Annotated in this window: 15 protein-coding genes; 3 read left to right on the forward strand and 12 right to left on the reverse strand. The window is 35.3% G+C overall.

Annotation, left to right across the window (positions count from 1 at the left end):
• The first annotated feature begins 107 nt into the window (after positions 1-107).
• Positions 108-350, forward strand: coding sequence for a hypothetical protein (locus tag AAIE21_RS01220; RefSeq protein ID WP_343265114.1), 243 nt, complete (start codon positions 108-110; stop codon positions 348-350).
• A gap of 89 nt (positions 351-439) precedes the next feature.
• On the opposite strand, the gene AAIE21_RS01225 is transcribed toward AAIE21_RS01220, so the two are convergent.
• The 9 genes from AAIE21_RS01225 to AAIE21_RS01265 all read right to left on the reverse strand — a co-directional run bounded on the left by AAIE21_RS01225 (position 440) and on the right by AAIE21_RS01265 (position 10,138).
• Entirely contained in the window at positions 440-1,321 is an 882-nt protein-coding gene (locus AAIE21_RS01225) for a cell wall-binding protein EntA (RefSeq protein ID WP_343265115.1), read from the reverse strand.
• Between the two features lie 367 nt (positions 1,322-1,688).
• Complete coding sequence (locus AAIE21_RS01230) at positions 1,689-3,554, reverse strand: PTS fructose transporter subunit IIABC (protein WP_343265116.1); 1,866 nt, start codon at positions 3,552-3,554, stop codon at positions 1,689-1,691.
• Positions 3,555-3,566: 12 nt separating this feature from the next.
• Positions 3,567-4,478 (reverse strand): 1-phosphofructokinase, encoded by a 912-nt coding sequence (gene pfkB, locus AAIE21_RS01235; RefSeq protein WP_343265893.1) that lies wholly within the window; start codon positions 4,476-4,478, stop codon positions 3,567-3,569.
• Positions 4,478-5,227, reverse strand: a complete 750-nt coding sequence (locus AAIE21_RS01240) for a DeoR/GlpR family DNA-binding transcription regulator (protein ID WP_343265117.1) — start codon at positions 5,225-5,227, stop codon at positions 4,478-4,480. Before AAIE21_RS01240 ends, pfkB begins: the two co-directional genes overlap by 1 nt.
• A gap of 159 nt (positions 5,228-5,386) precedes the next feature.
• Positions 5,387-6,550 (reverse strand): iron-containing alcohol dehydrogenase, encoded by a 1,164-nt coding sequence (locus AAIE21_RS01245; protein ID WP_343265118.1) that lies wholly within the window; start codon positions 6,548-6,550, stop codon positions 5,387-5,389.
• Positions 6,551-6,668: 118 nt separating this feature from the next.
• Positions 6,669-7,220 carry a DUF420 domain-containing protein gene (locus AAIE21_RS01250; protein ID WP_420792365.1) on the reverse strand — a complete coding sequence of 184 codons (552 nt, stop codon included), beginning with the start codon at positions 7,218-7,220 and terminating at the stop codon, positions 6,669-6,671.
• 311 nt (positions 7,221-7,531) lie between these two features.
• Positions 7,532-7,843 carry a hypothetical protein gene (locus tag AAIE21_RS01255; protein WP_343265119.1) on the reverse strand — a complete coding sequence of 104 codons (312 nt, stop codon included), beginning with the start codon at positions 7,841-7,843 and terminating at the stop codon, positions 7,532-7,534.
• An 88-nt stretch (positions 7,844-7,931) separates the two neighbouring features.
• Positions 7,932-9,308, reverse strand: coding sequence for a BC_2427 family protein (locus AAIE21_RS01260; RefSeq protein WP_343265120.1), 1,377 nt, complete (start codon positions 9,306-9,308; stop codon positions 7,932-7,934).
• Between the two features lie 137 nt (positions 9,309-9,445).
• Entirely contained in the window at positions 9,446-10,138 is a 693-nt protein-coding gene (locus AAIE21_RS01265) for a CsxC family protein (protein WP_343265121.1), read from the reverse strand.
• A 545-nt stretch (positions 10,139-10,683) separates the two neighbouring features.
• Here AAIE21_RS01265 and AAIE21_RS01270 point away from each other — a divergent pair.
• Both AAIE21_RS01270 and AAIE21_RS01275 read left to right on the forward strand, forming a co-directional pair.
• On the forward strand, positions 10,684-11,499 hold the full coding sequence (locus tag AAIE21_RS01270; protein ID WP_343265122.1) for a formate/nitrite transporter family protein: 816 nt from the start codon (positions 10,684-10,686) through the stop codon (positions 11,497-11,499).
• Between the two features lie 101 nt (positions 11,500-11,600).
• A complete protein-coding gene (locus AAIE21_RS01275; protein WP_003199316.1) occupies positions 11,601-11,873 on the forward strand; it encodes an HU family DNA-binding protein in 273 nt (90 codons plus the stop codon).
• Between the two features lie 143 nt (positions 11,874-12,016).
• On the opposite strand, the gene AAIE21_RS01280 is transcribed toward AAIE21_RS01275, so the two are convergent.
• From AAIE21_RS01280 to AAIE21_RS01290, 3 genes are all read right to left on the reverse strand, one after another.
• The gene (locus AAIE21_RS01280; RefSeq protein WP_343265123.1) at positions 12,017-12,322 is read right to left on the reverse strand and encodes a metal-sensing transcriptional repressor; all 306 of its coding nucleotides are present in this window, start codon (positions 12,320-12,322) and stop codon (positions 12,017-12,019) included.
• A 242-nt stretch (positions 12,323-12,564) separates the two neighbouring features.
• Entirely contained in the window at positions 12,565-13,386 is an 822-nt protein-coding gene (locus AAIE21_RS01285) for an alpha/beta hydrolase (RefSeq protein WP_343265124.1), read from the reverse strand.
• Positions 13,387-13,412: 26 nt separating this feature from the next.
• Entirely contained in the window at positions 13,413-14,231 is an 819-nt protein-coding gene (locus tag AAIE21_RS01290) for an ABC transporter ATP-binding protein (RefSeq protein WP_343265125.1), read from the reverse strand.
• Positions 14,232-14,244: the final 13 nt, after the last annotated feature.

Below are 14,244 nucleotides of genomic sequence, written 5' to 3' on the forward strand. Positions count from 1 at the left end.
CTTTAAATCTTGAGGTAAGGATCTTATTATCCACGAACAGCGAGATAAAATTGACATAGTTTGTCCAATGGTACATATACATGATAAAAAAGATCGGAGAGGATATCATGAAAATCGGACAAGCTACTATTGATTTTTCAACATTAACGGAAGAACTTATTTTAGCAACAGCATTAAAAGAAAAAAACTGCTCACAAGAAGAATTATATTTCGCTTTAAACTGCTTACTACGTTCCTTTCATACATTATTAAATTACCAAACTTTAGACGAATCAACTAAACAATATACACAAACCCAATTTTGCAGTGCTTATAAGATTATTACAGGACGAACTGTATATCCATTTTAATTCACAAAAGGCTGTTAGGAAATCCCTAACAGCCTGAAAGACCAGCACTCAACATTTGAAAACTGGATTTATTTTTAGCAACAATAACATTATTTTAAAACTTTCACTTTAACAGTTTTACGTCCCCATTTGTTAGCAACTGCGTCAGAGCCAACTAGAACGTCGATACGATTACCTTTAATTGCACCGCCAGTGTCACCAGCGATTGCTTCTCCATATCCTTCTACCCATACTTTTGATCCTAATGGAATCACTTTCGGGTCAACAGCAATCATCTTCATGTTTGGATTCGCTGTTAGGTCATGACCCATCGCAGTTAATACACGGCCACCATATGTGCCATTTTCACTCGGATGAGCTGTATATGCTGTAGCTTCAACCGTTAATTCACGACCACCAGAAGGAGCGTTTGTTTCTGCTGCTTTTACAACTGGCTTAGCAGCCGGTTTTGCTTGTGCTACAGGCGCTTTTTCCTCTGCTTTTGCAGGTGCTGCCGCTTGAGCAGGAGCAGGCGTTTCTTGTTTTTCAATAACAGGTGCTGTACCTGTTAAGAAAGGAACATGAACATAAGCCGTTTTCCCATTATATTCGAATTGTAACCACCCGTTTTGTACTTGGTTCGTTGTTTCAATCATATCGTCTTTCTTAAGCGTACCAAGAATTTCTGAATTTGTGTTCGCTTCAGCACGTACGTTTAATACGTTTGCTGTTACGTAATAGATGCTTTTTGTAAATTCTGCGCTTACGAATACGTCTTTACCATTTAATTTAATTTGTGACCATCCGTTTTCTGTATTTGTAACATCTAATTTATGACCATTTAATAATTTGCCTACAACTTGTGATTCAGTAGTTGGGTTCTCGCGTACATTTAATACCTCTGTTGTGACAACAGTTTCTGCTTGTGCAGAAGTAGTGAAAATCCCAAGACCAAAAACTGCTGCTGCTGCTATACCAATTAATTTTTTCATGAATAGCCTCCATTCGCTTTGTTTTCGTGTCCTCATTATAGCAACAGTTTTTTGGGAATTTGGGAAAACACACAATTACAAACGTTTCGTAATCAATCATTAATGCTTTGTAATATAAAGTAGACTAAAAGAAAATAGTGTTCTATACGTATTTTTAAGAGTTTTAAATCATTTTTTCTTTCAAATACATATGTTTTTTTTGCAATAAAAGTAATAGTATTACCATCTTGTTACAAAAAAACAGCAAAACATTACAATTCTTCATTACGTTATGTCATTTTATGTAATAAATTACATAAAATGACATAACGTATACTAAAAACCCAAAATGACAGCTACCTAGTGTGGTAGCTGTCATTTTGGGTTTTTATGAAATTTTCTTTTTCCATACTCCTAATATAAGAGCTGATACTACAGAACCTATTAATATAGAAAGAATATATAACAATGGTTTATTCACTAATAATATGACAAATATTCCACCGTGTGGCGCGGGCAATGTAGTTCCAAATAACATCGATAATGCACCAGCCAGACTTGAACCAACAACACAACTGACAATCACACGGATTGGATCAGCTGCTGCAAATGGTATTGCACCTTCTGTAATAAATGACGCTCCCATAATATAGTTTGTAAAACCTGATTTACGCTCTGCTTCTGTAAATTTCGCTTTAAAAAATGTCGTCGCAAAAGCAATCGCAAGCGGAGGTACCATTCCACCAGCCATAACAGCTGAATGCACACCAAAGTTCCCAGCCTCAATTGCAGCAATCCCAAATGTAAATGCTGCTTTATTAATAGGTCCTCCCATATCAACAGCCATCATTCCACCTAAAATAAGTCCTAATAATATAGCATTTGCACCGCCCAAACCACTTAACCAACTTGTTAATGCCTCATTTAAAGCAACAACAGGAGGATTTACAACTTTCAACATTAGTACCCCTGTAAGTAACAAACCAAGGACTGGATATAATAAAACTGGTTTAATTCCTTCTAATTGTGCTGGCAAACCTGCTAATACTTTCTTTAAACCGAGTACAATATATCCAGCTAAGAAACCAGCGATTAATCCACCTAAAAATCCTGCATTTGCTTGCGCTGCTAAAAATCCACCGACAATACCAGGCATAAATCCTGGGCGATCAGCAATAGAACTCGCGATAAATCCAGCTAAGATTGGAACAAGAAATGCGAACGCTCCCATCTTCCCTCCACCGATTGCCATGAGAGTCTCTGCAATTGGACCTTCTGCTTTAATTCCTCCGAAAGCAAAAGCAAGTGCAATTAAAATTCCACCTCCAACTACAAACGGTAACATATTACTTACACCGCTCATCAAATGCTTATATATGCCCAATCCTTTTTCTTTTTCTATCCCTTCTGCTTCTCTACTTTCTTTTCCACCTTTAAAAATTGGAACATCTTGATTTATCGCTCGACTAATCAACTGCTCTGATTTCCGAATACCATCTGCAACTGGTACTTGAATCACGTGTTTTCCCGCGAAGCGATTCATTTCTACTTGTTTATCTGCCGCAACGATAATAGCTGTTGCACGTTCAATATCTTCTTTCGTTAATCCATTTTTAACACCAGTAGAACCGTTTGTTTCGACCTTAATCGCAACTCCTAATTCCGCCGCTTTCGCTTTTAGACTATCCGCAGCCATATATGTGTGAGCGATACCAGTTGGACAAGCTGTTACTGCTAACACATACGGTTCATTCCCTTCTGGCTTTGCTGCTTCACTAAGTTCACCTTCTTGCTCGTTTTCATTTTCTTTTTCATCAAACAAACGCAGAAGCTCCTCTTCATTTTTTGCTTCTAACAGTTGTTTACGAAACCCTTCATCCATTAATAATGTCGATAAGCGGGATAACGTTTCTAAATGCGTATTGTTTGCACCTTCGCTAGCCGCAATCATAAAGAATAAATGAGCCGGTTGTCCATCAAGCGACTCATAGTTGACACCGCTTACACTACGTCCAAAACAAATAGCCGGTTGTTTAACCGCTTTTGTTTTGGCATGCGGAATAGCAATTCCTTCGCCAATTCCAGTTGTACTTTGCATTTCACGCTGTAAAATAGCCTCTTTAAATTCCGCTTGGTTATTTAACCTTCCTGCCTTTTCTAATTTCTCTACTAATTCATCGATGACAGCTTCTTTCGCGGAAGCTGTCAAATCCATGATAACTGTATCCCTTTTTAAAAGCTCTGTAATTTTCATATTCTGTTCCCCCTACCGCTTTGTAATCATTACTTGCGATAATAATCCCTCTACTTTATCTTTCGTACATAAATCAGCTGAAAACGCTGTTGCACTTCCCGTTGCTACACCATAACGAAATGCTTCTTCGACATCTTTTGTTTTTTCATATATCCCTACAAAACCTGCAACAAGAGAATCCCCTGCTCCAACAGAATTAATAACTGTTCCTTTTGGTACAGTCGCCTCATATATTCCTTCATTTGTAAACAATAAAGCTCCATCTCCTGCCATAGAAACAATTACATTCTGCACACCCTGTTCAATTAACTTTTTACCATATGGAATAATTTCTTCTATTGTTGAAAGCTTTTCTCCAAATAACTCTCCCAGTTCATGATGGTTGGGCTTTATTAAAAATGGCTTATTTTGAATCACATGCTGAAGCGCACTTCCACTCGCATCAACAATGACGTTAATGTGATGTTCTGCTCCAAAATTAGCAATTGTTTCATAAAAAGTTTTTGGAATCGACGCTGGAATACTTCCAGCTAATACAAGATAATCACCGGCCTGCATTTTTTCAATTTTTTTCATCAACTGCCTGAGCTGTTCATCCATAATAACAGGCCCTTGCCCATTCAGTTCTGTTTCTTCCTGTCCCTTTATTTTTACATTAATACGCGAATCTCCATCTACATGGACAAAATTCGTCTTAACGCCTTCATTTTTCAAAACACCTTCAATAAATTGGCCTGTGAATCCACCTATAAACCCAAGCGCTGTATTATCTATTCCAAGTCGATGAAGCACACGGGATACATTAATCCCTTTCCCACCAGGAAATTTCATATCTTTTTCTGCTCGATTGACAGTTCCCAGCGTGAAACGCTCTGCTTGCACAACATAATCAATCGATGGATTTAAAGTAACTGTATAAATCATCATTTATCAACCTCAATTACATTTGTTTTTCGTTTATATTCTTCTTGCTCTTCTTCTAATGCATTTGTAATAATTGTGGCTTCTTCAATACTTGCAATTTTCGCAAATGCAACTTCCGCAAATTTACTTTCATCTATTAAAAAATAACCTTCATTCGCTAATATTAACGCCATTTTTTTCAGCAGTGCTTCTTCAGGATCCGGTGTTGTATATCCAAGCTGTTCATGCACACCATTCGCCCCTAAGAAACACTTATCAAATCGGTACTGCTGTATACTTTCCTGTGCCATTGCACCAATTAGAGCTTTCGTTCGGCTCTTCATCATTCCACCAAGTAAGTAAGCACGAATATTATTTTCAACTAACGCTTCAATATGCATAAGTCCATTTGTAACAACTGTAACTTCTTTCTCTATTAAATACGGAATCATTTCAAACGTTGTACTTCCCGCATCTAAATAAATACAATCACCTTTTGCTACAAAAGACGCAGCATGTTTTGCAATTTGTTTTTTTATTTGAATGTTTTTGGCTGATTTTTCAACCATCGTAGGCTCTTCACCTTTTCCAGTTAATACAGCAGCCCCGCCATGAACTCTTTTTAATAAACGCTCTTTCTCTAACTGCGCCAAATCACGACGAATTGTTGATTCTGAACTTTTTGTTTCTTCCACCAACTGTTGTAATTTCACTACTTTTTTCTCTTTCACAAGCTGTAAAATTAGCTGATGACGTTCAGGAGTTAACATATCACTCACCTCTTCTTTGATTACAGTATAATGAAATCGGATTCAAAAATCAACCAAAAACAATCAAATTAATTCAAAACAAATCATAAAAACAATCAATACCAATCAAAAAACCTTCTTGATATATATCAAGAAGGTTTTTCAAATTATCTTTACCCTTTATAATGAAGCTCTATAAATCGCTACCACATCTTGTTTATTTAACTTTTTAAAATGACCAAATTCCCCATAAACCATCGCCTTTTCAGCCATTACATCAATTTTCTCTTCTCCAATTTCATAATCAGCTAAACGAGACGGTGCTTCAATAGATATCCAAAAGCTTCGCAACGCTTCGATTCCTTCTAAAGCAATTTCCTTATCCGTTTTCCCTTCTTGCTCTACATTAAACACACGCACCGCGAATTGTTTAAAGCGGTCTACATTTTCATCTAAAACATGTTTCATCCAATTCGGGAATAAAATCGCTAATCCACCACCGTGCGGAATATCATACACAGCTGAAACGGCGTGCTCAATATTATGAGTTGCCCAGTCACCGCGGACACCCATTGCTAAAATGCCATTTAGCGCCATTGTCCCGCAATATAAAATCGTTTCTCGATGCTCATAGCTTTCTAAATCGTTTAAAAGTTTTGGAGCTGTTTCAATTACCGTTTTTAAAATCGATTCACAATAACGGTCTTGCAATTCTGTATTTGAACCTTGATGAAAATATTGTTCCAACACATGTGACATAATATCAACCATACCATAAATAGTTTGATTTCTTGGTACAGAAGCCGTATGCATTGGATCTAAAATAGAAAACTGCGGGAAAGTAACAGGACTGCCCCATCCATACTTTTCATTTGTTTCCCAGTTTGTAATAACAGACCCTGCGTTCATCTCAGAACCTGTCGCCGCAAGAGTTAGTACCGTACCAAACGGTGAAGCTTCATTTGCAAAAGCTTTCTTTGTCACAATGTCCCATACATCACCATCATATTTACTACCCGCGGCAATGGCTTTCGTACAATCGATAACACTTCCACCACCGACAGCTAAAATAAATTCAATATCATTTTCTTTACAGATTTGAATCCCCTTGTTTACAGTAGATAAACGTGGGTTTGGTTCAACACCTGTTAACTCAAAAATTTCTGCATCAATTTCTTTTAAGATAGAGATTACATTATCATATATACCATTTCGTTTAATACTTCCCCCGCCATATACGAGAAGAACCTTTTTACCATACTGGGGAATCTCTGTCTTTAATTGCTCTAATTGCCCTTGACCAAAAATAAGCTTTGTCGGATTACGAAACACAAAATTTTGCATAATTCCCTATCCATCCTTTCACTATAAAAGTTACTATACTTTTGTATAACATATTTCGCTCATTTCACAAAAATATTTGCTTTAACAAAAAAATCTCAGCCTTTTTGGCTGAGATTTTTTACTGATAATACGGTGAAATCATTAAGTAAACAATAACACCAGAAAGACTTACATATAACCAAATCGGCATCGTCCAACGTACAATCTTACGGTGACGAGTCAATTGATTTGTAAAACCATATACAAGTGAGAACAATGCAAGTGGTACGATAATTGCTGCAAGGAAAATATGCGTAAGTAAAATAAAGAAGTACACATATTTAATTACCCCTTCTCCACCGAAATGCGTCGCTGGTGCCAAGTAATGATACGTTAAATAGGAAACACAAAATAACAATGTTGTTGTAAATGCTGCAAGAATAAAACCTCGATGCATCTTTACATTCTTTTTAATAATAGAGAACAATGCTGCCAATAAAAATACGAATGTAAAGCTATTAAAAATTGCATTTAACATCGGCAAAATTGTTACATCAAAATGAACCTCTCCTTTGTAACCAACAGGTCCAAAAAACAAAAATAAAATAATCGCATTGACGATCACAGAAAGCGTTATCACAATAGGAGCATAGCTCTTCTGATTATTTAGTCGATCCGTCAAATTGTTCACTCCCTCTTCCTCTTCTACATATGTACAGTTAACCACACTATTTTAACATATTATTCATAGTGAAAATGTGACAATACTTTGACACAGTTATATTTAACCAAGAAAAAATCCTTCTTAATCATACTTCTTAAGAAGGATTTTATCGCTTTATTATTGAAATAGCAATTCGGTTAGTTTTTGTTAAAAAACATGTCACTATATGCTTGAAAAATCTCTGATACTTGATATCCTATTAAAGAAATTGCTGTAAGTGAAAAGAAACCAATCATAAGAAATCGAAACCACATATTATTCTCCTCCTTGTATTTAGCTTATAAACAATATGCTGCATTACAAGTCGGACCGTAATCTCCTTCTTCAGCTTCTTTTTTCTTCACAATGGCCGTTATAAATCGAATCATGAAAAATGTAATAAAAGGAAGTTCCATCCATTTTATATTGGCATAGCGGAGCAACGGTTCCCGCTCTAAATCAGACGGAGATGAGAAAGAATAGAACATACCTTGCTCTTCCATGTATACAATTACAATTTTTAAACAAAATAAAATTCCAAGAAATGAAACAATATCTTGCCACTCTGTTGTATATAATACATTATAAAGATCCAATACGTACTCTTCCATAATCACCCCTCCTTCCTTTTTTACCATTTTCCTCGCCTGTATATAAAAAGTCAAGAAAAATGTTCTATATACACTATGTCAATGGTAGTTACATGATTTCTACCTTCACTTCTTGTTCTTGCAATATTTGAACGATTAACTCAAGCACTATTTTTTGCAGTAGCTGATACACTTTTTTCTGAGACAAATTTTTCTCATTTGAACAGGCTACGATATACTCAATACGCTGCAAAATATAACCATCCACAAGTAAAATGCCTTTTTCAACTGTTACTGGATTCCGCTTTACATTTTTAGCTTCTGGTGAAAAAAATTTACTATCCGTCAAAATAACCTCCTGCGAAATTTCTTTAATTCCTGCGACTTTTTCTTGAAATATCACTTTTTCTTTCAAACCAATCTCAGTTTTATACTTTCCTATTTCTATTGGCAGTCTTGTCGTTATATAATTATTAGATATGTCATCTATTTTCTCTTTTAACAACACGTTGTGCATAGGAGTCCAGAAAGATTGTTTTATATAACTATCCTCAGAATTTCTTATATCTTCCACATTCGCAAGTTCTAAAAACACCCTATTTTCAAAAAGCTTTGAAGAAACGAAATAACAATATGGCTCTTCATGATAATGATGTACTGTAGCTAACATCTTTGCTTCTAATTCATTAAGCATTTTCTCCGTTTCGTTTTGAAATATAAATACTTCTTCATCTTTGCTACTTAAAATAGGTAGATTTAAAAAATCAGATACTTCAGCAACAGTAGAAAATGGAGTTTTCACGATTATAGAACGTGCTGTACTTCCTATTTCCAATTCAGCGGCAGAGTTATCTGCTTCCTTGCTCCCTTCCGTTGAACTATCCTCTTCTACGCTCTCTTCAATCGATTTATCTGCTTCCTTGCCCCCTTCCGTTGAACTATCCTCTTTTACGCTCTCTTCAATCGATTTATCTGCTTCCTTGCTCCCTTCCGTTGAACTATCCTCTTCTGCGCTCTCTTCAATCGATTTATCTGCTTCCTTTTTCTTTAGAATCTTTTTGTGTTTAGTAAAAAGTTTATCCACCATTTTATTACTAATCCAAGGATTGGTAGTAATAATAGGTAGGTTTAAAAAATTAGATACTTCAGCACCAGTAGAAAACGCTTTTTTCACGGTTATGGAACGTCCTGCACTTCCTATTTTCAATTCATTTGGAGATTTATTTACTTCCTTATGCTCTTCAGATAATTTTTCCTCTTTCACACCCTCTGCAATCAATTTGTCTGCTTCCTTGTGCTCTTCAAACGTTCTATCCTCTTTCACATTTTCTTCAATCAATTTATCTGCTTCCTTATACTCTTCTGACGTTCTATCCTCTTTCACATTTTCTTCAATCAATTTATGTTTTTTCTTGCTCTTTAGCGTTTTTTTATGTTTAGAAAAAAGTTCATCCACCACTTTATTACTGATCCACGGATTGCTCATCACCAATCACTTCCTAACTGATCAATTGAAAAGTGTATGTATTTTTAAAATATACATAACCGTTTCAACATTATATATGTCTTATAACAATAAAAAAGACATCCTCTTTCAGAATTAAAAGAGAATGTCTTCTTTTGTTATACGTTTACTTGCTGAACTTGTAAAACTTTCAAAGTAAGATCTAATACTATTTTTTCACGAATTTCCTTAAATTCTTTATTTATAGGTGTAGGACATGGAGCGAAATCTAGTTCAAAGAAATCTGCACGTATTAATTCACAATACGGTTGTTCATTATAAAAAGTAGTATTTTCAAAGAAATACTTGTCCAAACGAGGTAAGTCACCGTCTTTTGGATTAATGAATTGCGATCTGCTTGCTAAGCCAGCAGCAAAAAGTGAAGGAGTTAGAAAATCATCTTCAGTTAAGTCAACAAAACCGTAGAATGGGACATTTGCAGTTCGATAGCGAAGGTTTCCATTACAATCACTAGTAGCATATTCGATATTTTTACGAATATAGCCTTCTACAAATAATTTTGCTCGCGTTACTTCACGGTATCCTGTGTCATTAAAATCTTCGAACGCAACTGGTACAAGTTTACATTGTGTTAAAAATACATCTTTTAACACTCGTTTAATTTCTACTGCTCCATCTTCAAGTTCAATATTTGCTTCTACGACAATTTGGACGATTCTTTCTGCTAAAACAACTGGGATTTTCACCCTTGCATTTTGTCTAACGATAGCTGGTGCATCTGAATCATTAAGTGGAATTTGAGTTTGTCCTTTAACTGAACAAGGTACATGTTTCGAACATTTTTCACTCATATTTTACATTCTCTTTTTTATAACATGTTTAGAGTTTTAAAAACTCGTTATGCTATAACTTATGTATGTTCTCTATTAATGATGTAGGTTTGTATAATAGTCATTTTTATTATTTTATAGAAGTAATAGACCTCTTATAGTTATTTACATATAAACATTTAAATGCTATACCCATCATTTTTCATAGAATATACTAACTTCTATCCACACACCTTTTCCACGAATTGACAAAATTATTCAAATTATGTAACATAAATTTATCGACATGATATGCAATGCATGTACTTTTTATTCATATTTGATTGTTGATGAAAAATTCTACAGAACAACTCTAAGTAATTTTTACTTTTACTTACCAAGATGAATATCATTTTTGGTGTTTTTTTATGTATATTCCGAAAAAACCTCATCTTAATGTTCTGGGTAGAAAAATTTTTAATCGAGGGACTATACCCGTTCTCTGAATTTATCAATCTAGCCAACAATGAGGCAGAAAACTCATTACTGAAAATGGAGTCATGTATCAAAATATGGAGGGGTTGTTTATGTCTGTCTATGCACCGCAAGAAATTACTACGTTGGCCGCAAGTTCAGGTCAAAAAAAAGCACTTTTGCCGCTACTTCCTATGTTGATTTTAGGATTTTTTGGCGGCGCTTTCATAGCGCTAGGTTACTTACTTGATATTCACGTCATTGGAACAATGCCAAAATCTTGGGGATCCTTTACTAACTTTCTAGGAGCAGCTGTTTTCCCTATCGGCCTAATCCTAGTTATTCTTGCCGGTGGTGAACTAGTGACCGGTAATATGATGACCGTATCTATCGCTTGGTTTTCAAAAAAAATCTCTTTCTCTAAAGTATTAAAAAATTTAATACTTGTTACAATTAGCAATTTTATTGGCGCTGTATTTGTCGCTTATTTTTTCGGCCATATCGTCAGATTAACAGAAGGACAATTTTTAGCAAAGACTGTATCTATCGCTCAAGCAAAACTACATGATACACCATTACAGGCGTTCGTCTCTGCTATTGGTTGTAACTGGCTTGTTTGCTTAGCAGTTTGGCTCAGTATGGGTAGCAAAGAGTTTGCTGGAAAAGTACTTGGTATTTGGTTCCCCGTTATGACTTTTGTTGCAATTGGCTTTCAACACGTTGTTGCCAATATGTTCGTTATTCCAGCCGCCATTTTTGCAGGGCACCTAACTTGGATGGAATACTTACCGAATTTCATTATGGTCTTCTTTGGAAACTTAGTCGGTGGTATACTATTCGTAGCGCTTCCTTACTTCTTGGCTTATCACAAACGCGAGCAATCCAAAAGTAAAACAACGGAATTAAAGAAAAAATCCGCAACTGCTTAACAAAAAGAATTTAATAGAAAACGTATAGTACACTTGTTCTCTAATCTTTTATACGTTATAATAACAACTTAAATAGCATTATTTACATATGAGGTGAAGATATGAATAAAACAGAATTAATTAAAAATGTAGCACAAACAGCTGAAATTTCTCAAAAAGAAGCTACTGTAGTTGTACAATCTGTAGTAGAATCAATCACAAATACTTTAGCTGCTGGTGAAAAAGTACAACTTATCGGATTCGGTACATTCGAAGTTCGTGAAAGAGCTGCTCGTACAGGCCGCAACCCACAAACAGGTGAGGAAATGCAAATCGCAGCTTCAAAGGTACCTGCATTTAAAGCTGGTAAAGAACTAAAAGAAGCAGTAAAATAATAAAAAACAGCCTTCTCATAAGCGAGAAGGCTGTTTTTATGTTTAACTTGTTATATTCTTCGTTTATACTCTCTAATTCCTAAAATTAATCTTATGGATAAACAAATAAAAAAACAAGCTAGGTCTAATACTAGCTTGTTTTATCACGCTTTTGAGAATCGTTCAAACACTTTCATTAACTCATCTATTGCAGCATCACCATTCCCCTCTTTAATAGCACTAGAAACACAATGATTTGTATGATTTTTAAGTATTCCCATACCAACCTTCTTCATCGCTGCATTAATAGCTGAAATCTGAACTAAAATATCAACACAATAGCGATCATTTTCAATCATATTTTGGATACCACGTACTTGCCCTTCAATTCTCTTTAACCGATTCATAATTTGTTCTTTTTCTTTATCCGATCTATGAGTAGTAGCTGCTTCATTTTCATTATGATTCATTTTATCACCTTCTTAAAGTTTCTATCGTATTCACAAATAGATATCTATAACAATCCTATTCAAATTCAATCTACATGTAATAACATCTAATCGGAGTATAACATTTATAGCATAAAATATACATACAGACATACTCAATATTAACTTATATAAAAAAGGTAAGCTGCTGCTTACCTTTTTTATATAAGTATAAGGACATTACATACGCGCTGACCTACCAAAACGTATGCTTCATTCAGTAATTAGGATACATTACTTACAAATCTCAGTGCCTTGCTTAAAGCCGTTGGAACTACCGATGCATGGTTCTCTCCCTCAGCTTCATAAAATGCAAATCGAAACTTATTATATTGCAAATTCAGTAAACGCTCTGATAATGCAGTGGCATCTCGAACCATATGCTCTCTTTCTAATGCTCCCACTGTCAAAAAAACTCCAACTTCAGAACTCGCTCGGTCCAATTCATTTATAAACCCTGCTTCGTTTTCAAGAACAGACTGGTTATTCCACCAAATAGATGGGCTACTGATGAAATAATTTTGAAAGGCATTTGTATTTGTAAATAATACATGTAAAGCAAATAATCCACCGAGTGAATGTCCAAATATTGTTTGTCTTCCTCTGTCAATCTCAAAATTCTTTTCAATTTGCGGCTTCAATTCATCTTGAATAAATGTTAAAAATTCATTCGCCCCCCCTGACTTAGGCCAGGGTTTTCCATCAGGTTTTTGCGGCGCATCCTTAGAAGGTACGGAAGGAGTAAAATCATAACACCTTTCAGAAGCTGCAAAAGTTCCTTCTATCGGATAGCCTACACCTACAATTATAGATGGTGCAACTCCTGTTTTTTCTGCTCTTACTGATTGGATCTTAATAGCTTCTTGGAACGTTTGAAAAAATGCGTTTCCATCTAATACATAAATTACAGGATATCCATGTTCTGGAGCAGGTTGCTTTGGCTTCGAAATATAAATTTGATATTCACGATTTCCTATTTTCGAATACATCTTCCATTGCTCTGCACCAGAAATGGTAACATCTTTTTTTTCAATACTCGTATTCATGGCATTCTCCCCCTCCTTTTATCATTTTAACTAGTCACGTATATTTCAGTATTTTCTTCTTGGAACACACTATCATAACCGAAACATACAGGAGCTCCATTATATGGATCTATCATGACACGTGCGTCAATATGAAATACACTTTTTAATACTTCATTTGTAATGATTTCTACTGGACTTCCAGTTGTAATGATTTTTCCTTCTTTCATCGCAACAATCTCATCTGAAAATCGTGCTGCATGATTAATATCATGTAAAACCATAACAACCGTACATTTGTGGTCTCTGTTTAACCGTTCAACAATTTGCAGTACTTCCAATTGATGGGACATATCAAGGTATGTAGTCGGTTCATCTAATAATAAAACTTCCGTTTCTTGTGCTAAAGCCATGGCTAACCATACTTTTTGTCTTTGTCCACCTGATAAATTCGCAATTTGTCTTTTGCGAAAAGCAGTCGTTTTTGTAATATCCATGGCCCATTCAATGATTTCTTTATCTTGAGATGATATTTTATTCACATTATTACGGTGTGGATAGCGTCCATAAGAAATCAATTCTTCTACCTTCAGCTCTCCTGGAGCAATTGGATTTTGCGGAAGTAATGCTAGTTGCTTCGCGATTTGTTTTGTAGGGATGGTATTTAAGTCTTGTCCTTGCAAATACACTTTTCCGCTTTTTTGTTTTAAAATCCGGCCCATTGTTTTTAATAATGTGGATTTCCCGCAACCATTTGGTCCAATAATTGTGGTAACTTTCCCTTTTTTTATTTCTACATTCAAATCACGAAAAACCGTGAACTTTTCATAACTCGTTTCTAAATTTTCAGCGCTTAGAACATTCACTTTCTATCACTCC

It is taken from the genome of Paenibacillus sp. 102, from assembly GCF_039549175.1.
GTDB lineage: Bacteria > Bacillota > Bacilli > Bacillales > Bacillaceae_G > Bacillus_A.